Annotated in this window: 20 protein-coding genes; 6 read left to right on the forward strand and 14 right to left on the reverse strand. The window is 35.2% G+C overall.

Features of this window, described 5'->3' with window-relative positions; translation table 11 throughout:
* Positions 1–14 precede the first annotated feature (14 nt).
* Positions 15–683, reverse strand: coding sequence for a TIGR01621 family pseudouridine synthase (locus tag BN1226_RS09880; protein ID WP_044471056.1), 669 nt, complete (start codon positions 681–683; stop codon positions 15–17).
* A 30-nt stretch (positions 684–713) separates the two neighbouring features.
* Between BN1226_RS09880 and cls the strand changes: the two genes are divergently transcribed.
* Positions 714–2174: a cardiolipin synthase gene (cls, locus tag BN1226_RS09885; RefSeq protein WP_044471157.1), complete on the forward strand. Its 1461-nt coding sequence runs from the start codon at positions 714–716 to the stop codon at positions 2172–2174.
* Between the two features lie 38 nt (positions 2175–2212).
* Positions 2213–2857, forward strand: coding sequence for a histidine phosphatase family protein (locus BN1226_RS09890; RefSeq protein WP_005759023.1), 645 nt, complete (start codon positions 2213–2215; stop codon positions 2855–2857).
* 58 nt (positions 2858–2915) lie between these two features.
* Here the strand turns inward: BN1226_RS09890 and folC are convergent, their stop codons facing one another.
* From folC to folE, 5 genes are all read right to left on the reverse strand, one after another.
* Positions 2916–4241, reverse strand: a complete 1326-nt coding sequence (gene folC, locus BN1226_RS09895; protein ID WP_044471057.1) for a bifunctional tetrahydrofolate synthase/dihydrofolate synthase — start codon at positions 4239–4241, stop codon at positions 2916–2918.
* A gap of 37 nt (positions 4242–4278) precedes the next feature.
* A complete protein-coding gene (accD, locus tag BN1226_RS09900; protein ID WP_044471058.1) occupies positions 4279–5166 on the reverse strand; it encodes an acetyl-CoA carboxylase, carboxyltransferase subunit beta in 888 nt (295 codons plus the stop codon).
* Between the two features lie 135 nt (positions 5167–5301).
* Positions 5302–6096 (reverse strand): tRNA pseudouridine(38-40) synthase TruA, encoded by a 795-nt coding sequence (truA, locus tag BN1226_RS09905; RefSeq protein WP_044471059.1) that lies wholly within the window; start codon positions 6094–6096, stop codon positions 5302–5304.
* Positions 6097–6148: 52 nt separating this feature from the next.
* Positions 6149–6601: an AAA family ATPase gene (locus BN1226_RS09910; protein WP_044471060.1), complete on the reverse strand. Its 453-nt coding sequence runs from the start codon at positions 6599–6601 to the stop codon at positions 6149–6151.
* A 42-nt stretch (positions 6602–6643) separates the two neighbouring features.
* Positions 6644–7300, reverse strand: coding sequence for a GTP cyclohydrolase I FolE (gene folE / locus BN1226_RS09915; protein WP_044471061.1), 657 nt, complete (start codon positions 7298–7300; stop codon positions 6644–6646).
* A gap of 224 nt (positions 7301–7524) precedes the next feature.
* Between folE and asnS the strand changes: the two genes are divergently transcribed.
* A complete protein-coding gene (asnS, locus tag BN1226_RS09920; RefSeq protein ID WP_044471062.1) occupies positions 7525–8928 on the forward strand; it encodes an asparagine--tRNA ligase in 1404 nt (467 codons plus the stop codon).
* A gap of 130 nt (positions 8929–9058) precedes the next feature.
* Here asnS and BN1226_RS09925 read toward each other — a convergent pair whose 3' ends face one another.
* The 8 genes from BN1226_RS09925 to pepN all read right to left on the reverse strand — a co-directional run bounded on the left by BN1226_RS09925 (position 9059) and on the right by pepN (position 19136).
* Entirely contained in the window at positions 9059–10651 is a 1593-nt protein-coding gene (locus tag BN1226_RS09925) for a glycerol-3-phosphate dehydrogenase/oxidase (protein ID WP_044471063.1), read from the reverse strand.
* 231 nt (positions 10652–10882) lie between these two features.
* On the reverse strand, positions 10883–11299 hold the full coding sequence (locus tag BN1226_RS09930; protein ID WP_044471064.1) for a hypothetical protein: 417 nt from the start codon (positions 11297–11299) through the stop codon (positions 10883–10885).
* An 84-nt stretch (positions 11300–11383) separates the two neighbouring features.
* Positions 11384–12355: an HTH-type transcriptional regulator CysB gene (gene cysB, locus BN1226_RS09935; RefSeq protein ID WP_044471065.1), complete on the reverse strand. Its 972-nt coding sequence runs from the start codon at positions 12353–12355 to the stop codon at positions 11384–11386.
* Positions 12356–12497: 142 nt separating this feature from the next.
* Positions 12498–13421 carry a 23S rRNA pseudouridine(2605) synthase RluB gene (gene rluB, locus BN1226_RS09940; RefSeq protein ID WP_040596181.1) on the reverse strand — a complete coding sequence of 308 codons (924 nt, stop codon included), beginning with the start codon at positions 13419–13421 and terminating at the stop codon, positions 12498–12500.
* A gap of 348 nt (positions 13422–13769) precedes the next feature.
* Entirely contained in the window at positions 13770–14393 is a 624-nt protein-coding gene (locus BN1226_RS09945; RefSeq protein ID WP_044471066.1) for an L-threonylcarbamoyladenylate synthase, read from the reverse strand.
* Positions 14394–14543: 150 nt separating this feature from the next.
* On the reverse strand, positions 14544–15380 hold the full coding sequence (gene rnm, locus BN1226_RS09950) for an RNase RNM (RefSeq protein ID WP_044471067.1): 837 nt from the start codon (positions 15378–15380) through the stop codon (positions 14544–14546).
* Between the two features lie 53 nt (positions 15381–15433).
* Positions 15434–16456, reverse strand: coding sequence for a quinone-dependent dihydroorotate dehydrogenase (gene pyrD, locus BN1226_RS09955; protein ID WP_044471068.1), 1023 nt, complete (start codon positions 16454–16456; stop codon positions 15434–15436).
* A 70-nt stretch (positions 16457–16526) separates the two neighbouring features.
* On the reverse strand, positions 16527–19136 hold the full coding sequence (gene pepN / locus BN1226_RS09960; RefSeq protein WP_044471069.1) for an aminopeptidase N: 2610 nt from the start codon (positions 19134–19136) through the stop codon (positions 16527–16529).
* A gap of 208 nt (positions 19137–19344) precedes the next feature.
* Between pepN and purE the strand changes: the two genes are divergently transcribed.
* The 3 genes from purE (at position 19345) to BN1226_RS09975 (ending at position 22303) form a co-directional block, all read left to right on the forward strand.
* On the forward strand, positions 19345–19842 hold the full coding sequence (gene purE / locus BN1226_RS09965; protein ID WP_044471070.1) for a 5-(carboxyamino)imidazole ribonucleotide mutase: 498 nt from the start codon (positions 19345–19347) through the stop codon (positions 19840–19842).
* Between the two features lie 26 nt (positions 19843–19868).
* Positions 19869–20957 carry a 5-(carboxyamino)imidazole ribonucleotide synthase gene (purK, locus tag BN1226_RS09970; RefSeq protein WP_044471071.1) on the forward strand — a complete coding sequence of 363 codons (1089 nt, stop codon included), beginning with the start codon at positions 19869–19871 and terminating at the stop codon, positions 20955–20957.
* A 155-nt stretch (positions 20958–21112) separates the two neighbouring features.
* Positions 21113–22303, forward strand: a complete 1191-nt coding sequence (locus BN1226_RS09975; RefSeq protein ID WP_044471159.1) for an amino acid aminotransferase — start codon at positions 21113–21115, stop codon at positions 22301–22303.
* The last annotated feature ends 68 nt before the right edge of the window (positions 22304–22371 follow it).

Here is a 22371-nt window from a genome sequence, read left to right on the forward strand (position 1 = left end):
TCTATTCCCCCTCGTTATTTGAGGGGGAGTTTAAGGGATTCTATTTTTTCAATAACGGATTCTTTTAGAAAATAAACACCCGTATTAGGAAAAGATTCTATTTCGAATAATTCGCCATGATAAGTGAATTCTAATTGGAAAGCATGTAAATAAGTGCGGTCAGTTTTTAGCAAATTTCCACCATATAACTCGTCTCCCAAAATGGGACTTCCCAAGCTTTTCATCGCAACACGTAACTGGTGCGTTTTACCTGTTTGTGGTTTTAAAATGAATAATCTCAAATTAGCTTCACAACTAACAGATTCAAATCTTGTAATGGCTGGATTATTTTTACTCTGACAAAGTTTCCAAGCGCCTCTTCTCGCCTTCTCAAGATCACCAATAATCAATCCTTGTTTCTTTTTAGGTTTCTGTGTAGATAGTGCTAAATAAGTTTTACGAATTTGGTGTTTGGCAAATAGTTGTGATAATTCTGATGCAGCATATTCATTCAAAGCCAATATTAGTAATCCTGAGGTCACCTTATCTAAACGATGAACTAACCACAATTTAGGAACATTCAATTGTTTTACAAGCTTTTGAACTAATCCGACTTCTTCATTATCCTTATGAACTGATACTTCATTTGGTTTATCAATAATGATAAAGTCAGGATGTTTATGTATAATTTTAAATTCTTGCATAAAATTCTCGGAAGTATAGTTAATATGAATATTAATTTGGAACAGATTATAGCATATATTGTGCCAGTAATAATGTGGGCTTTAATTGTCTCTATTACCATCAGACAACTTGTCAAAAAACAATCATCAGCGGCTATGCTTTCTTGGTTAATGCTTATTTATCTTGTTCCTATAGTAGGCATTTTAGCTTATTTGATATTCGGCGAAATTAATTTAGGTAAACGTCGTAGCAATATTTCTAAGCAGTTACTCCCCAAATATATGCTATGGTTTGCAAATTTAAATAAACAAAAAAAATTACTTATTGACTCAAGCCAATCATCTATCGCCTACCCATTATTCGAATTAGCCCAACGACGTTTAGGTATTCCTTGTATTCAAGGGAATGAATTACATATCTTAGATACGCCAGAAAGCATTATCAAAAATATCATCAAGGATATTCAACAAGCCAAACAATCCATTAATATGGTGTTCTATATTTGGTCTAATGGTGGGCTGATTGATTTTGTCGAAACCGCACTTATTGAAGCCAAACAGCGCGGTGTAAATGTGCATATTTTATTAGATTCAGTAGGAAGCCGTGATTTTTTAAAAAGTGCGCATTGTAAGCAATTAATTGAGCAAGGCATTGAGATTGAAGAAGCTCTTCATGTGAATCTATGGCGAATATTTTTACGCAGAATTGATTTACGCCAGCATCGAAAAATTATTGTGATCGATAACCAAATTTCTTATACAGGAAGTATGAATATGGTTGATCCTGATTACTTTAAACAAGGCAGTAATGTTGGTAAATGGGTCGATATTATGGTGCGTATCGATGGGCCTGTTTCACCTGTTCTAAATGGCTTACATGCATGGGATTGGGAAATGGAAACTCAGCAAGAATTAGAAGTTCCCCTACCGTCTCAACAAAGATTGCCTATGGAAAATAACAATATCCATGCAGTTCAGGTTTTAGCTACAGGTCCTGGACTACCTGATGATTTAATGGTGCAATCTCTTGTGACTGCAATTTTTTCAGCAAACCAAAGTATCACTATTACAACACCATATTTTGTACCCTCACAAAATATTATTGATGCTTTAGAAATTGCAGCACTACGAGGGGTTAATGTATCACTCATTTTACCAATGGAAAATGATTCTTTAATGGTTAAATGGGCAAGTCGAAATTATTTTGATACATTATTAAAAGCTGGCGTTAAAATTTATACATTTACACAAGGACTCCTACATACAAAAAGTATCCTTATTGATAACCAGCTTGTTCTGGTAGGCACAGTAAATATGGATATGCGAAGTTTTCATTTAAATTTTGAAGTTACTCTTCTAATAGAAGATCAGGTCTTTGCAAATGAAATCTCACTACTCCACGAAAATTATATGAATGAATCAGAACTTATAGATGAAAATATATGGTTCAATCGATCAGTTATTACTAGAATTATTGAAAAATTATTTTTCTTATTTAGCCCCTTGTTATAATAAGAAAAATTAATCTAAAGAAGTAAAAAGGATATCTAATGAAAAAAGAACTTCGTCTCTATCTTATTCGCCATGGACGAACCCTTTGGAATGATCAAGGGCTGATGCAAGGTTGGGGTAATTCTGCTCTAACAGAACAAGGTATTCGTGGAGCAAAACTTACGGGCAAAGCATTAGCAAATGTGCCTTTTATTGCCGCCTATTCAAGCTGTTTACAACGCACAATTGATACTGCCAATCATATTTTGAGCCATCGAGATGTGCCATTATTTCAACATCAAGGTTTAAATGAACATTTTTTTGGTTCTTGGGAAGGTGTAAGTACAGAAACCATTCGACACACAGAAGAATTTCAGCAAATGCTCCATGATCCTGTGAATTATATGGCTCGTACTAATGGTGGTGAAACTTGGGAAGTTTTTACAAACCGTGTAATTAAAGCTATCCAAGATATTATTAAAATTCACAACGAAGGCAATATATTAATTGTATCTCATGGACATACAGTTCGTTTATTGATGGCATTATTTGCGGGTTCAACTTGGCAAAATCACCGAGAGGAAGGTCGTAGTGTTTCTATGTTAAATACCGCAATTAATATTGTCAGATATGTTCAACAAGATAATGAATCTGAAGGACAATTTATTATTGAAAAAATTAATGATGACGAACATCTAAAATAGTACTAAAAAAGTGCGGTTAAAAATTTCAGAAAATTTAACCGCACTTTTTATATAAAAATTAGAGCAATTCTAAAAAGCCTGTGACTGTAACAAAAGAACCAAAGATTAATACAATGTCATTTTTATTAGTTTCTGAAATTGCCTCTTTAATACCTGATTTAATAGAACTATTGCCTTTTCCATCAATAACAAGCTGATTTTTATCTGCTAGTTGTTGTAATTTAGCAAATAAATCTTGACCTGATTGCCCTCGAGGTCCTTCTAAGGTAACACAATGCCATCGATCAATAATAGATAATAAAGGTAATAATACCCCATCGGCATCTTTATCTTTTAACACACCACAAACTGCGGTAATCTTTTGAGAATTTTTTGATTTTATTTCAATTAATTTACTAGCAAGATAACGTGCAGCATGAGGGTTATGCCCAACATCAATAATAATTCTCGGTAACTCTTCTATTGGACGATTTATTAAACTTGCAATAGGTTGTAAATGTTCTACTTTAATAGTTTGAAAACGACCTGTTAACTCTACTTCTTGCAATGATTTTCGAATCATTTCTTCTGATATTACGAAAGGTAGATATTGTACTACAGCAAGAGCTGTCGCTGCATTTTGTATTGGAATAGAACAAATCGGTAAATTTTCGAAATGTCTATTTTGATTATGCCAATACCAACTATTATTTTCAGCGGAATAAAACCAGTCTCTATCTCGACAAGATAATTGGCAATGTAACTTTTCAGCATGCGCTAACATAGAATGGGGAATATCAGGCTCACCAATAATTACTGGCTTATTTTTCCGAAAAATACCAGCTTTTTCAAACCCAATTTGTTCTCTTGTTGAGCCTAAAAAATCCACATGATCAATATCAATACTGGTGATAACTGCGATATCACTATCTACAATATTAGTGGCATCTAAACGACCACCTAATCCAACTTCTAGAATGACTACATCTAAATTAGCTTGTTTAAATAAATACAATGCGGATAAAGTGCTAAATTCAAAATAAGTTAAAGATTCTTTTTTATGTTGTTCAATATAGGCAAATGATTGCGTGTGAGACTCATCAGGCAAATCTTGATTTTGAATACGAACACGTTCGTTATAGCGTAATAAATGTGGTGAAGAATAAACACCAACACGTAAGCCAGCATTAAGAAGAAGGGTTTCTAATAAGCGACAAGTGGTACCTTTACCATTTGTTCCACCTACGGTAATCACAAAAGGGGCGGGATTAAGAATATCCAATTCTTTTGCAACAGCAGTGATACGTTCTAAACCTAAATCAATAGATTTAAAATGACTATTTTCTAAATAAGAAAGCCACTCATCGAGTGATGAAGTGGCTTGTAAATTATGATTATTTTGCATTAGCTAATGCCTAACTATGTTTTGATTCGTTAATGTTTTATTCTGATACTAATTCAGCTTCAGAAACAAATGGTGATGGTTTATTCATTAATTTGCTTAATAAGCTTGCTAATGTATCACGCATCTCTGCACGTTTTACGATCATATCAATTGCACCATGTTCTAATAAGAACTCAGCACGTTGGAAACCTTCTGGTAATTTTTCACGAACGGTTTGCTCAATAACACGAGGACCAGCAAAACCAATTAATGCTTTTGGTTCAGCAATATTGATATCACCTAACATAGCAAAACTTGCAGATACACCACCTAATGTTGGATCCGTTAACACTGAAATAAACGGCACTCCTTGCTCACGCATTTTAGCTAAAACGGCACTGGTTTTTGCCATTTGCATCAATGAGAAAAGTGCTTCCTGCATACGAGCCCCACCACTAGCAGAGAAACAAATAAATGGGCAATTTTTTGCTATTGCTTCTTCCGCAGCTGCCACAAACTTAGCACCAACGACAGAACCCATAGACCCCCCCATAAATGCAAAGTTAGATGCTGCCGCAACAACAGGTAATCCATGTAATGTTCCCGTCAAAACGATAAGAGCATCTTTTTCACCAGTCTCTTTTTGAGCAGTAGTTAAACGATCTTTATATTTTTTTAAATCACGAAACTTAAGAATATCTTTAGGCTCTAACTCCGCCACTAATTCTTGTACACCTTCACTATCAAGTAGTGCTAATAAACGTTTGCGAGCATCAATTCGCATATGGTGCCCACATTTAGGACACACTTCTAAGTGACGAGTAAGTTCATCACGATATAAAACTTGTTCGCAAGATGTACATTTTGTCCAAACCCCTTCTGGTACGTTTGCTTTATGAGAATTAGAAATGGGGTTTTTACTAAAAATCTTATCAATCCAGCTCATTTTTAACCTTATTTATGATTAATTTAATTAGCAAAAATACGATATATCGCATTTTTTTATAAAACAGTAAAATTGTGTTTATTTAACCACAAATTTAACTTATTTTACACTATTTTATTTTACAACTGCTCTGACCTACCATAAATCATTTGCTAAAAATAATGGTCCTAATGGGCTCGTTGGCAAATTATAGTTTTCAGGATAGGTAACATGCACTAGATATAAACCCTCAGGTTTAGCTGTGGGTGCTGCGAGAGAACGATTTTTTTGTTCTAATAACCATTTCATCCATTCTACAGGCTGATGACCACAACCTACTTCCATTAAACTGCCAACAATATTGCGTACCATGTGATGCACAAAGGCATTAGCTTTAATATCGACAATAATAAAGTCACCTTTTCTAATCACGTGTAAATGATGAATATTACGCCAAGGTGTTTTAGATTGACATTGTGCGGCTCGGAATGAAGAAAAATCATTTTCCCCTAATAAAAATTGTCCAGCTTGTTGCATCAAATGATGATCAAGTTCAAGATGGGTATGCGTGACGCCATAAGGCAAAATAGCTGACCGTAATTTATTACAATATAAAATATAACGATAACGTCTTGCCGTGGCACTAAAACGAGCATGAAAATCATCTGGTACTTGTTTTGCCCATTTCACTGCAATGTCATCAGGTAAATTAGCATTGGTTCCGAAAGCCCAAGCTTTTTCTGGACGAATAGCATGAGTTTCAAAATGTACTACTTGACCTGTCCCATGAACGCCAGAATCAGTACGCCCCGCACAAAAAACTTCAATCTTTTCATTTGCCACAAAAGAAATGGCTTTTTCTAATTCTTCTTGCACAGAATGGACTTTTTCTTGGCGTTGCCAGCCAAAATAATTCTGCCCGCTATATTCAATCCCAAGTGCAATTTTCATTGTTGATTAAATCCATTAATATCTAAAAATTTTTATAAAGTTTACCGCACTTTTACTCAATGATCATCTCACCTTCAATTGGCAATTCGTTCAAACGATTAAACATACTTTTAACAACCTCATCTGAAACTTGATGAATATTTTTATAGAAAGTTTTTAAACGATAAATCTGCACTTGCATATGCTGTTTTTCAGCTTGCTTAATCATACGATAGATTTCATTGCGATTAATCCCCACATTACTCACGATGATTAAACAATCAAGTGCGGTATGTTTTTGACAAAATTTAAAGGCAGACTTAAGAGCATTACGCGCTTTTAGTTTTGCTTCTTGAAAACGTAATTCGCTCCAAACATAGTTGTTGCCTTCCATCAAAAATAGATCATTTTCAATATGAAAATATTTACTTTGTGGATACGATAATTCAAATTGGGCAATTTGTTGTTGAGCGAAAGTCGTTTTACCAGAACCAGAATGCCCACGAACAATAATCAGTTTTTGCATAATTAAAAACAAAAACGCAGAATATTGATTCTGCGTTGAGGATTATTTATTGATTAAAGTTAAAAATTCTTTTCGAGTTTCTCTATCTTGTAAGAATACACCACCAAATGCGGATGTTACCGTATAACTATTGGTATCTTCTACACCTCGACATTTTACACAGAAGTGGGTAGCTTTTATATATACAGCAACATCTTCCGTTTCTAAAATCGTTTGAAATGCTAATAAAATTTGTTCTGTTAACCGTTCTTGAACCTGCGGACGCTGTGCAAAAAATTTGACGACACGATTGATTTTAGATAAGCCAATTACCCATTTTTTCGGATAATACGCAACAGAAACTAAGCCATCAATAGTCACAAAATGATGCTCACAAGTACTGGTCAAAGTGATATCATTGACCAATACCATCTCGCTAACTTTCATGCGATTTTCAATATTAGTAATTTTAGGAAAATTAACATAATCCAAGCCACTAAAAATTTCATCTACAAACATTTTAGCTAAACGAACAGGTGTTTCTTCTAAGCTATCATCTGTTAAATCTAACCCGATTAATTGCATAACCTCTCGCATATGTTTTTCAATATGCGTACGACGTTCGTCTTTAGTTTGAGTAAGTGCAATCATCGGAGTTTCAATTCCTTTTTCGATTAATGCATTACGGACTTTCTCCGCCTCTGCTGAAATTATTGTCATTAACTCTCTCCGATAAATTCGTCGCGCTATTCTAGCAAATTATGAGACAATAAAAAACCAACATATTCACTTTCAGTAATGAAATTTTCATGACATTCGAATAAGTTAAAGCTAGGCTAAACTATACTTAATATTACATTTAATTTTGGTAAATCAGACAACTTAAGGTAAACTACTCTGCGTTTCTATTTTAAAAAAATTTAAAACAAAGTTTGAGGTTTAAAATGTCAAAAATCGCATCTGTGGCTGAAGTGCTACAAGGTAAAATTGCAGTTGGTGATACTGTAACCGTGCGTGGTTGGGTACGTACTCGTCGTGACTCTAAAGCTGGGCTTTCTTTTTTAGCCGTTTATGATGGTTCTTGCTTTGATCCTATTCAAGCCATCGTCAATAATGATATCGAAAATTATGAATCGGAAGTTTTACGTTTAACTACAGGGTGTTCTGTTATTGTGACAGGTACTGTTACTGAATCTCCAGCGGCAGGTCAATCACTTGAATTACAAACAATTTCTGTAGAAGTTACTGGTTGGGTTGAAGATCCTGATACTTATCCAATGGCAGCAAAACGTCATAGTATCGAATATTTACGAGAAGTAGCTCATTTACGCCCACGTACTAATATTATCGGCGCTGTTGCTCGTGTTCGCCATTGTTTGGCACAAGCAATTCACCGCTTCTTTAATGAACAAGGTTTTTACTGGGTTGCCACGCCATTAATTACTGCTTCAGATACCGAAGGTGCTGGGGAAATGTTCCGCGTTTCTACTTTAGATTTAGAAAATCTACCTCGTACTGAAAGTGGTAAAGTTGATTTCAGCCAAGACTTCTTTGGCAAGGAATCATTCTTAACCGTATCTGGTCAGTTAAATGGTGAAACTTATGCTTGTGCATTAAGTAAAATCTATACCTTTGGACCTACTTTCCGTGCAGAAAACTCAAATACAACACGTCACCTTGCAGAATTCTGGATGGTTGAACCTGAAGTTGCATTCGCCACTTTAGCAGATAACGCAAAATTAGCAGAAGATATGTTGAAATACGTATTCAATGCAGTATTAAAAGAGCGTATGGACGATTTAAAATTCTTTGAGAAACACATTGATAAAGATGTTATTTCTCGTTTAGAAAGATTTGTTGCTTCTGATTTTGCTCAAATCGACTATACAGATGCCATTGACGTATTATTGAAATCAGGCAAAAAATTCGAATTCCCAGTATCTTGGGGCATTGACCTTTCTTCTGAACATGAACGCTATTTAGCAGAAGAACACTTCAAATCACCAGTAGTTGTTAAAAACTATCCAAAAGATATTAAAGCATTCTATATGCGTCTCAATGAAGATGGTAAAACTGTTGCGGCAATGGATGTTTTAGCGCCTGGAATTGGTGAAATTATTGGTGGCTCACAACGTGAAGAGCGTTTAGACGTATTAGATGCCCGAATGGCTGAAATGGGATTAAATCCAGAAGATTACTGGTGGTATCGTGATTTACGTAAATATGGTACTGTTCCACATTCTGGTTTTGGTCTAGGTTTTGAACGTTTAATCGTATATGTAACAGGTTTACAAAACATTCGTGAAGTTATTCCATTCCCTCGTACACCACGTAATGCGAGTTTCTAATTAACTAATAAAAAGGACTGAGTGCTGTGGAGTACAGAACCCAGTCCTTGAATTAAAAATCTAACTTTTAAAGCCCCATCATTTCAGGGCTTTTTAGTTTATAAAAATTGTTAAAATTTAACCGCACTTTTTAAGCTTGAGGCTGATAATCTACAAGCAAATAATGGCGAGCCACTTCTAAGAATTTAGCCACTTGTTGCTGTTGCCATTGCTCATCTTTACCTAACTCTTGTGCCATAATATGGGCTACTTTAGCCGCACTATCAATAGCTGCTCGAGAATCTAAAAATAGCATTCTGACACGACGTGATAATACATCTTCGACTGTTTGAGCCATCTCTTCACGTACAGCCCATATCACTTCTGCTACCGTATAAGGTTGGTTGGGATGAAGTTTTTCCGCCATTTCAGCATGGCTATTCATTAACTCTTTTAACGCTGGAATATCCGCTCCATACACATAAAGATGATCGTTTAGATTCACTTGTTCACGTGGAATATTTCCGTGAATAGATAGATTTACGGTAACACAAGGTTTAGCAACTAATTCTGAATGAACTTTTAATGCCTCATCAACAGTATCTTCTGACATTTGACGATAGGTTGTCCATTTACCACCTGTAATTGTCACTAAGCCACTTGTTGGATCAGTAATTACTTTATGGCTACGAGAAACTTCTTTTGTGCTTTGTCCTGCTTTTTCAGGCGCTGCTAGTGGTCGTAATCCTGCAAAAATAGACAACACATCATCTCGTGTTGGTTGTTTAGTAAGATACTGCCCTGCGGTATCCAAAATAAAAGTAATCTCTTGCTCTAGTGGAATAGGCTCGTAAGAAGGTTCTTCAATTAACGTATCTGTTGTTCCAACTACAATACGATCATGCCAAGGCACAGCAAATAATACTCGTCCATCAGAGGTTTTTGGAATCATCAAAGCATCATCACTTGGTAAGAATGATTTATCTAAAATTAAATGAATCCCTTGGCTTGGCACAACAAATTTTTTATTTATGCCATGATCCATAGAAAGAATATCGTTCATAAATACGCCAGTAGCATTAATAATGGCCGTTCCCAATATTTTATGTTCTTGCTGGCTTAATCCATCAATAAAGGTCACACCATCGATTTTACCTTGGCTATTTTTATGTAGCTCGGTGACTTTGGCATAATTTAAAACCGTTCCGCCTTGTTCTACAATTGTTTGAGCGAGGTTAATGGCTAAGCGTGCGTCATCAAACTGTCCATCTTTATAAACGACCCCATTTTTAAGATCTTTATCATTTAAGGTCGGTAAGCGATTTTTAGCTTCTTGCTTGCTAATCGCAATTGTTTTGCCGAGGCTTAATTTTCCAGCTAAATAATCATATATACCCAAACCGATTCGATACATCACACTATCTTTCAATGTGTAATTAGGAATAATAAAATTTTGATTTTTAAATAAATGACCCGCATTTTTAGCTAAGCGTCCTCGCTCACGTAATGCTTCTTTAACTAAAGCCACATCACCATTAGCGAGATAACGTACGCCACCGTGCACTAATTTAGTACTACGGCTTGAAGTCCCTTTAGCGAAATCATAAGCTTCTAACAATAAAGTTTTATATCCTCTTGAACTGGCATCTAATGCGATGCCTAATCCACTAGCACCACCACCAATAACAATGAAGTCCCATTTTTCAACTGAACTGATTTTTTCTAATTGTTCATTTCTTTTCATATTAGGTTCTCCTAAATAAGCTTCAAATAAAATATTCGTTTTCGAACATTTAACATTCGAAATAGTACATTATTATTTATTTTAATAAAAGAGAATAATTATTATTTATATTTATTAAGTGGGAAGATTAGAGGAATTTTCTTAAAAATGTGATCTGCTTCACGGTAAATCTTATCAAGAGCAAAAAATGACAAAAAGACCGCATTTTATCTGCGGCCTTTTAGTCTGTTCTTATTTTTTACAATTATTGGCAAATTCTTTTAAATAGTCATCAGGTAATGTATAAAAATCTGAAGATAGCTTAAACTGACTGTGATTGACTTTAATAAATTCTTCAAGGTTAAGTACTTGTGTCGTTTTCTCTTTGATATTGTAAATATAAAATTTCTGCTCATCCGTATAACAAAGTTTATCTCCCTCTTTATAGGTCGAAACCGCTCTTGCTATTAAATTAGGCTCTTGCAACATTGAACTTAAATACCCCGTAGGCACAATTTCTTGTTTGTCACAAACTAATCTATCTTGAAATACAGCATCGCCAGATTTTACCGAACAACCAGTAAGTTTAGTCATATAAATGGTATAAAACCAAAATGCAAAGAATGAAAAAACAATTAAAATGACAAAATATTTCACTATCTTTTTCATAGCATTCCCTAATTTTTTCTAAAAAATTACCGCACTTTATCAAAAAAGTGCGGTTCAATTATCTACAAAATTTAATCTATCGAATTATTTTTGCTCTAATTCAAGACCATCAAATAATTTTTGTACTGCTGTTTTATCCCTTAACTTCTCGGCTTTTTCTACCAATGTACGAGTCAGGTGTGGTGAAAAATAATTAATAAAATCATACATATAATTACGTAAAAAAGTACTATGTTTAAAGGCAATCTGCGTCATGCTCGATTTAAATAAATGACTTGCATCAATCTTTACTAAATCAGTATCTTCTGGAGTATGTGCCATAGAAGCAATAATGCCAACGCCTAGCCCTAAACGCACATAAGTTTTAATCACATCAGCATCTGTTGCCGTAAAAACAATATTTGGCAAAATACCAGCGCTACTAAAAGCATAATCTAAATCTGAAACCCCAGTAAAACCAAAGGTATAAGTTACTAATGGATATTTGCCTAATTCTTCAATAGTAAGATTTTTACATTTAGCTAATGGGTGACAGGGATTCACAACGATAGAACGATTCCACATATAACAAGGTAATAACACTACATCATCAAATAAATATTGAGCTTCTGTAGTAATAGCTAAATCCACTTCACCTGATAATAATGCATCATACAACTGATTTGGCGAGCCCTGGTGAACATGCAAACTGACATCAGGATATTGTTTAGAAAAACGTTCAATCACGCCTGGTAACATATAACGAGCTTGTGTATTTGTTGTTGCAATGCGCAAAACCCCGTGATTCGGCTGGGTATATTCATTTGCAACAGATTTAATTGCCTGCGTTTTGACTAACAATTCACGAGCAATAGCAACTATTTTATTGCCAGCTGGAGTGATCGCCTTAATATGCTTACCATTACGTTCGAAAATTTCCAAACCTAGTTCATCTTCAAGTAACCGTACTTGTTTACTAATTCCTGGTTGTGAAGTATAAAGCGCATTCGCAGCTTCAGTTACATTTAGATTTTGATTTACAATTTCTACAATATAGCGAAGTTGTTGAATTTTCATAAAATATTCCTTTTGATGCACCCTATTATGATATAAGTGAACTGTCTTAAATGTTAGAATACAGAGCTAAGTATTAAATTTATTAACCTATACCACTTTTGGAAAGATCAAAGTGCGGTCTGATTTTTAAAAATTTTATAGGCTACTTTTTATAACGTTTAGTCATTTCTGAATAACGTTTTACTGCTTTACGAATTTGTCCTGTTTTTGCTCGACGTTTAGGGTTCGTTACGTCGAGTTTAGTTTCTGTTTCAGCTGGTAATCCGACTAACTCACGAAGATAATTGACTTTTTCTAAGCTCATTTCTTCCCAACCGCCACGAGGTAAGCTTTTCATTAATTGGATATTACCATAGCGAATACGGATTAAGCGGCTTACTTGTATGCCTTGGCTTTCCCATAAACGGCGAACTTCACGATTACGACCTTCCATTAAGGTCACATCAAACCATTGATTTAATCCAACGCCGCCTACAGCTTTAATTGTTTTGAAATTTGCAGGTCCATCTTCTAATTGAACGCCTTTTCTTAAACGTTGGAGCATTGAGTCATCGACTTGACCAAATACTCGCACAGAATATTCACGTTCAACTTCTTGGCTTGGATGCATTAAACGATTGGCAAGTTCGCCATCTGTGGTAAATAGCAATAATCCAGATGTATTAATATCAAGACGTCCTACCGCAATCCAGCGAGAGCCAGTTAAGCGAGGCAAACGGTCAAAAACAGTTGCGCGACCTTCAGGGTCATGGCGTGTACACAACTCGCCTTCTGGTTTGTAATACATTAATACACGACAAACTTCTTTTTGTGCTACGGTTAAATTAATTAAATGTCCATCAATACGAATTTTTAGACCAGGGTGAACCGTCACACGATCGCCTAATGAGGCAATTTTACCATCAACGCTGACACGTCCTTCAGCAATAATAGTTTCTAGCTCTCGGCGAGAACCTTGCCCGGCACGAGCCAATACTTTTTGTAATTTTTCTCCCTCTACTGTAGCTGTTCGTTCTACAGGTTGATCAGGTTTAGGTTTACGCATTGGTAATGGCTTGCGTTCAATAGCTTTTCTTTCATTACGTCGCTCTGAATGAATATTGCGGCTAAAGGTATTCCCATTAGAATCTGTTCGGCGATTATCAGAAGATTCTTTTCTATCAAATGATGAACTACGACGATTATCATTTCTTTCATTTCTATTAAAAGAACGGCGTTCATCAGAGCGACCTTTACGTTCAAATGAAGGTTTTTCTCCTCTTTCTGAACGTTCACCACGCTCAAAGTGCGGTCTGTTTGCTAGATTTTTTTGCTGAGCGTTTTTATTGTGGAATTTTCCTGTTTGAAATTTCATAAGTTTCCTTGTCGCTTTCACAAGCGTCTTATTACTTGCAAATTTTGCTAGTAAGTTAAATTAATTAAATGGTTCGATTGAGCCACTTCCTTTACGCAATATAACAGGCGTATCTTCTGTTAAATCAACCACTGTTGTGGGTTCTTGTCCTAAATAGCCACCGTGAATAATTAAATCAATGTGATGCTCTAATCTTTCCCTAATTTCTTCTGGATCAGATTGTGCAATATGCTCTTCATTTGGCAACATAAGTGAACAAGATAAAATTGGTTCGCCAAGAGCTTTTAATAAATCTAAGGCAATTTGATTATCTGGGACACGAATACCGATCGTTTTACGCTTGGATGTCATTAAGCGACGAGGTAATTCTTTTGTCGCTGTTAAAATAAAGGTATAACGACCTGGTGTATTATTTTTGATAAGGCGATAAGCCGTATTACTCACATGAGCATAATTTGAAAGCTCGGATAAATCGCTACAAACTAAAGTAAAATTATGGCCTTCAGGTAGATGACGAATCTGCACAATTCTATCCATCGCATGTTTATCTCCAATCATGCAACCTAATGCATAACCTGAATCCGTTGGATATACAATCACACCACCATTGCGTAAAATTTCAACGGCTTGATTAATTAATCGTACTTGTGGATTATCTGGATGAATATAAAAGAATTGGCTCATAATACTGCCCCACATCAAATAAAATACGGCTAATTATAACGCAATTTTAAGATATGTTATAACATTTTGTACTAAGCGATTAGTTCTTGTTTAGTTATATAAAAATAATAAACCTTGCCAACACTAAATTACCTAAATTGCATACCAAAATTAATCAATATTTAATATAGACCAAACTGGCATGACATTTTCTGGTAACCATAGCGATTTTCCTAACTCTACCCAACTACAAGGAAAATGAAAGTCTGAACCCACAGATCCGAATAACTGATGCTCATTTGCCCACTTCGCTAATAATTGGCGTTGATCTGGTGTTTGCCCACAATTTGAAATTTCCATACCTTGTCCGCCCCAAGATTTAAAGTCAGCAATTAAGCGTTTGACCCAACGACTGGTCATCGTATAGCGTAATGGATGGGCAATAATTGATACTCCACCTGCTTGTTTAATCACATTAATTGCACTAGGAATATCTGTCCATTCTGATTTTACAAAACAAGATTTACCTTGCCCCAAATAACGTTTGAAAGCTTGGCTTTCATTGGCAACTTTGCCAATTTGTACGAGATATCTGGCATAATGCGCTCGAGTGACTTCACCAGACGCAAAAGTTTTTGCGCCTTCAAAAGCATTAGGTACACCGACTTTCGCCAGTTTTTCGCTAATAGTTAATGCTCGTTGATAACGTAACTCAGCCTGACGTGTCAAAAGTGCGGTCAATTCTGTAGAATTTTCATCAAATCCTAATCCGACGATATGAATACCTTTGTTTTCCCATGATGTAGAAATTTCTACCCCATTAATAAATTGCATACCTAACTTTTTAGCTTGAGTTTTAGCCTCTGATAAACCAGAAATCGTATCATGATCGGTAATTGCTAATACTTGAACTCCATGCTCATAGGCTCGTTGTACCACTTCACTTGGAGATAACACTCCATCAGAAGCCGTGCTATGACAATGCAAGTCATAAATTTTAGTTAACATTGTTTTCTCTTATAAATAAAAAATGCGGTAAATTCTACCGCACTTTAACTACGCTAGTTGATAGCTTCAACTAGCGTTCTAACTAAAGCGGGTCCGTGATAAATTAAACCTGAATAAACCTGTAATAATTCTGCACCAGCGGCAATTTTTTCTTTTGCATTTGGCACGCCATCAATACCACCACTACCAATAATAGGAATTTCACCCTTTAATTCTTGATATAAACGACGAATAATTTCAGTGCTTTTATTTTGCAATGGTTTACCACTTAATCCACCTATCTGTTCTGAATTTTCCATGCCAACAACCGTATCACGTGAAATTGTAGTATTTGTTGCAATCACACCATCCATTTTATGGCGACGTAATGTATCTGCAATTTGTACTAATTCTTCTTCCGTCTGATCAGGTGCAATTTTTACTGTAATTGGCACGTATTTATTATAAACATTAGCTAAATAAGCTTGGCGTTCTTTAATGGATTTCAATAAATCATCTAAAGCATCACCATATTGTAACTGACGCAATCCTGGTGTATTCGGAGATGAAATATTAATAGTAATATAATCTGCATAGTTATAGGCTTTATTTAAACAGAAAATATAATCATCTTTACCATGCTCAACAGGAGTAACTTTATTTTTACCAATATTGATACCAATCACCCCATCGAATTTTGCTTTTTTCACATTTTCAATAAGATAATCTATACCGTAATTATTAAAACCATTGCGATTAATAATCCCTTCGGCCTCAATAATACGAAATTGACGTGGTTTTTCATTACCATCTTGAGGTAAGGGCGTTACAGTTCCAACTTCCACAAAACCGAAACCCATTGCACCAAATCCATCAATCGCATCACCATTTTTATCGGCTCCCGCTGCCAAACCAATGGGATTTTTAAATTTAATGCCCATGACCGTTTTTTCACAACCTTGAGGACAAGCAAAAATTATGTGCATTAACTGATTAAGAAATGGATTATTTGCTAAATGAAGTGCTTTAATGGCTAAATCATGCGCATTTTCAGGCTCTAATGAAAAGATTCCCTTGCGAATTAATGGATATAACATATTTTCATCTCACTGGATTATTTTAATACAAAATAAAAAGTGCGGTAAATTTTACCGCACTTTTATTAAATTATTGAAGCGCTTTTTCTATTTTTTCGAACAAATCTTTAGATAGATTTTCGACTTCATTCAACCGTTCTAATGCACGTTTCATTAAGGTTTGGCGTTGGCTATCATAGCGAGCAAAACGAATTAATGGTTCAATTAAACGTGCCGCAACTTGAGGATTACTTTCATTTAATCTAATCAAGATATCCGTCAAAAAACGATATCCAGAGCCATCATTAGCATGGAATGCTCTAACATTTTGATTGACAAAACTGCTTACCAATGCACGTAAGCGATTCGGATTATTAAAGTTAAAACTTGGGTGTTCCATTAATTGTTGCACTAATAATAGGACATTTTCATCTGGACGAGTGGCTTGCAAGTTAAACCATTTATCCATCACTAAACCATCATGTTGCCATTTTTCTTCAAAATCTTTCATGATGTTATCACGGCAAGTCAGTTGTGCCCTTGTGGCAGCATTTAAGGCTGATAAAGTATCCGTCATATTATTAGCATATGTATAATGTTTATGGACTAATGTATTACCATAATCCGTAAAGGCTAAATATTGTAAGCAAAGATTACGCATACCACGTAATGCAATATCTTGCATATTAATTTGATATTCATCTAAATGAATTTCATGGTAAGTTTTTAACCATAACTCCTGTAAACCTTCTGCAATTGAACGTTGCATAAAATCACATACCACGGCAATACCTTCAGGATCAATGATTTTAAATAGCTCAGCAAATTCTGTTTCTTTTGGTAATGTTAGAATTAATGTAGTTAATTCAATGTTGCTTTGATAATTTTCTAAAACTTGCTTCAATGCATTGAGAAGTTCTGGTGAGAATGTCAATTCCATATTTTGTTGATAGGCAGTTAAGTTACGTCGTAACTCTTGTGCAAATAACATTTGCATTGCATCCCAACGAACAAATTCATTATGAGCAAATTTTAATAATGTAATTAATTGTTCTCTGCTGTAATCATAGTCTAATTTTACAGGTGCAGAAAAATCACATAATAAAGCAGGTACTGGTTTGCTAGTCACACCATGGAACTCAAACACTTGATCTTTAAGCACCACATCTAAAACATCACTCACTGCTTGCCCACCATTTAATAAAGTAAATGGCATGCCTTTGATATCATATAACGCAATTTTCAATGGAATATGTAAATTTGCTTTATCCATTTGATCTGCGGTTTGTGGTGTCATTTGTGATACAAATAATTTATAAATATGTTTTTTGTCGTCATAGCTATCAGTGATCGTTAATTCAGGAGTGCCTGATTGACTATACCAACGACTGAATAATTTCAAATCAACGCCAGATGCATCTTGCATTGCTTGCACAAAATCATCACAAGTTGCTGCTTTACCATCATTACGTTCAATATACAATTTCATGCCCTGTTGGAAACGTTTCTCACCTAATAACGTATGAATCATGCGAATCACTTCCGCACCTTTTTCATATACGGTCATAGTATAGAAGTTATTCATTTCTAATACTTTTTCAGGACGAATTGGGTGAGACATTGGACTCGCATCTTCTGCAAATTGTGCAGTACGTAATAACTTCACATTTTTAATGCGATTGATTGCACGAGAACCGACATCTGATGAAAACTCTTGATCACGGAAAACCGTTAAGCCTTCTTTTAAACTTAACTGGAACCAGTCACGACAAGTTACACGATTACCCGTCCAGTTATGGAAATATTCATGCCCGATCACCGATTCAATAGCTAAATAATCAGCATCTGTCGCTGTTTCTGGATTAGCTAAAACATATTTACTATTAAAGACGTTTAGACCTTTATTTTCCATTGCTCCCATGTTGAAGAAATCCACAGCAACAATCATATAAATATCGAGGTCATATTCTAAATCGAAACGTTCTTCATCCCATTTCATTGCAGTTTTAAGGCTTTGCATTGCCCAAGTGGCACGATTAAGATTTCCTCTGTCAACATAAAGCTCAAGTTTTACATTGCGACCACTTTTAGTTATGAAATGATCTTCTAATAAATCAAAATCACCTGCCACTAAAGCAAATAAATAACTTGGTTTCGGGAATGGATCCTGCCACTCGACCCAATGACGCTTATCGTCTAAATCACCACTGGCAATACGATTACCATTTGAAAGTAGGAATGGATATTTCGTTTTATCTGCCGTAATTTTTGTGGTGTAACGAGCCAATACATCAGGGCGGTCTAACATATATGTGATTTGACGAAAGCCTTCCGCTTCACATTGTGTACAAATGCCATCTCCAGATTGATATAACCCTTGTAGAGAGGTGTTTTCTGCTGGCACTAAATTGGTCACAATTTCTAATTCAAATTGATCTGGATTAGTATTAGATAAATCGAGGGTTAAGCTTTCACCATCTTGTTTATAAGATGTAAAATCTTCTCCATTTAACTTGATTGATACAAATTGAAAACTATGGCCATCTAAACACAATGTCGTTGATTCAGCATTCAAACGTGTAAATTGAGTTTTTGCAGTAACAACTGTCTTATGTGGGTCAAGTTGGAAATCAAGATAAATATCTGTAACAGTAAAGTCCGGATTTTTATAGTCTTTTCTATATTTTGCTTTAGCATGCATAAAGTAATCCATTTATTTGGGGCTAAAAATCAATATGTAGGATATGATTTTCTAGGCAAACTTGCAAAGTTTTTTTCAGTTTTTCAAGTTATATTATAGCATAATAATGAATTTAAAAGTTGCTCTAAAAAGCTATCGCAATCGTTTGCCCGGTGTGCTATTCTAATCCAGCTTATACTTATCATTTTTTAATGGATAACAAATTATTATGTCAAATGTAAAACCTCAAATTGCGATTGTCATGGGCTCGAAAAGTGACTGGGCAACTATGCAAGAAGCAACTGCTGTTCTTGACCAACTAAATGTAGCATATCATGTTGAAATTGTTTCCGCTCATCGTACGCCTGATAAATTATTTAGTTTTGCAGAAAGTGCGGTTGAAAACGGATATAAAGTTATTATTGCTGGAGCGGGAGGCGCTGCACATTTACCAGGTATGATTGCAGCCAAAACACTAGTGCCTGTATTAGGTGTTCCTGTAAAAAGCTCAATGCTAAGTGGTGTTGATAGCCTTTACTCTATCGTGCAAATGCCTAAAGGAATTCCAGTGGGGACTTTAGCTATTGGGCCTGCTGGAGCTGCCAATGCGGGGCTACTTGCGGCACAAATCCTTGGTTGCTGGGATACTGAATTATCAGCACGTTTACAAAAATTCAGAACTGAACAAACCCAGTCCGTATTAGAAAATCCAGATCCAAGAGTTTAACAAGTCCTAAATATAAGAGATTTAATATGCAAAAAAGTGCGCTCTACCCTACAGTTTATGTATTAGGTAATGGTCAATTAGGTCGTATGCTTCGCTATGCAGGAGCCCCACTAGATATTAATGTAGAACCTTTAGCGTTTAATGCTCCAGTATTTGATTTACCCTCAGATGCTATTATTACGGCAGAAATTGAACGTTGGGAAGAAACACCATTAACAACCATGCTTGCTCAGCATGATAAGTTTATCAATCGAGATGTATTTGGAAAAACTGCGGATCGTTTGACACAAAAATCTTTATTAGATGAATTAAATTTGCCTACTTCACCTTGGTGTGTAGTAAAAAATCCTAATCAATGGCCTGAAATTTTCACTAATATAGGTGAAAAAGTTGTCGTTAAACGCCGTATGGGCGGATACGATGGCCGTGGTCAATGGATTATAACGAAGGATAATAAAGAGCTAATTAGCGAAGATTTATTCGGTGAAGTGATTGCAGAGAAATTTATTCCCTTCGATTATGAAATTTCTTTAGTAGGTGCTAGATTTAGAAATGGTGAAACACTTTTTTATCCTGTGACACATAATCTACAACAAAATGGTATTTTGCGTTATAGCGTAACCGATATAAGTTTTCCACAACAATCACACCAACAAAAACAAGCAGAAAGCATGCTTAGCAAAATTATGGAAAACTTAAATTATGTCGGTGTGATGGCAATGGAATGTTTTGTGGTAGGTGAAAAATTATTAATTAATGAACTGGCTCCACGTGTTCATAATAGCGGTCACTGGTCACAATTAGGCTGTTCTATAAGCCAATTTGAATTACATTTAAGAGCATTATTAGATTTACCAACCCCTACCTTAATTCCTTTTGCACCGAGTGTTATGATTAATTTAATTGGCACGGCACATAATCCTCAATGGTTAAATACTCCTTTTAGTCAAATTCATTGGTATGGCAAAGAAGTTCGTGCTGGTCGTAAGGTTGGTCATATTAATATTGCACATCCTAATAAAGCACAGATTATTGAACAACTTAAAAAATTACGCTATGAATTACCAGAGGATTATCATTCTGGTTTAGACTGGGTGGCTGAAAAATTAAAATAAATCATTTTTTAACCGCACTTTTTGTGATTCATCTAAATAATAGTAGAAATCATAAAATTTTTTTAAATCAAAGGTTGCAAATTGTAGTTGTTGTAGTATAAAAATAACATGCAATTTAAAACACAACATTCAGAACAGAAGGAAATTTTATTATGATGTTTAAAAATATTACTGCTGCCCCCGATGATCCTATTTTAGGTTTAGCTGATTCATATAAAAAAGATCCACGTAGCCCAAAGGTAAATTTGGGTATTGGTGTTTACATGGATGGTAATGGTGTAACACCTATTATGAGTGCTGTAAAAAAAGCAGAAACACGGTTATTAGAAGCTGAAACCACTAAAAATTATTTAGCTATTCATGGTATTCCAGAATATGGTACCTATGTACGAGAATTACTTCTAGGTAAAGACTCTAAAATAATTAAAGAAAATCGTGCAATTACAGCCCAAAGCCTTGGTGGTACAGGTGCATTACGTGTGGCGGCGGAATTTATACGTCGTCAAACAAAAGCACAAAACGTATGGATTAGTAAACCAACCTGGCCAAATCATCATGCAATTTTCAATGCAGCTGGTGTGACCATTCAAGAATATCGTTGGTATAACCCAGAAACGAAGGGATTAGATTGGGACAATTTAATTTCGGATCTAGAAGCAGCAAATCCTGGCGATGTGGTATTACTTCATGGTTGTTGTCATAATCCTACAGGTATTGACCCAACACCTGAACAATGGAAAACATTAGCTGAATTATCAGTAAAAAATGGCTGGTTACCACTATTTGATTTTGCATATCAAGGTTTGGCTAATGGTTTAGATGAAGATGCAACAGGTTTACGTATTTTTGCTGAAACCCACCGTGAATTACTGGTTGCAAGCTCGTTCTCTAAAAATTTTGGATTATATAATGAACGTGTAGGTGCTTTAACGATTATTGCAGATGATGCAGAAACAGCCAATAAAGTATTAACGCAAGTGAAATCTATTATTCGTACAATTTATTCTAATCCACCTGCACATGGTGCTAAAACAGTTGCAACAGTATTGGCTGATCCAACTTTACGTCAAGAATGGGATAATGAATTAACTGAAATGCGTGAACGCATTAAAACGATGCGTGAACAATTAGTCTCCTTATTAAAAGAATTTGGTGCACAAGAAGATTTTAGTTATATCATTGATCAAAAAGGAATGTTTTCATTTAGTGGATTAACTGCAGAACAAGTTGATCGTTTAAAAGAAGAATTTGCAATTTATGCTGTTCGTTCTGGACGAATCAACGTTGCAGGAATTACAGAACATAACATTCGCTATTTAGCAGAAAGCATTGTGAAAGTGCTTTAATAACTAGGATAGCGCAATAGAAACAAAAAGTGCGGTAAAAATACCGCACTTTTTTATATTTATCACAT

This window comes from Mannheimia massilioguelmaensis, assembly GCF_000940515.1.
Classification (GTDB): Bacteria; Pseudomonadota; Gammaproteobacteria; order Enterobacterales; family Pasteurellaceae; genus Basfia; species Basfia bettyae.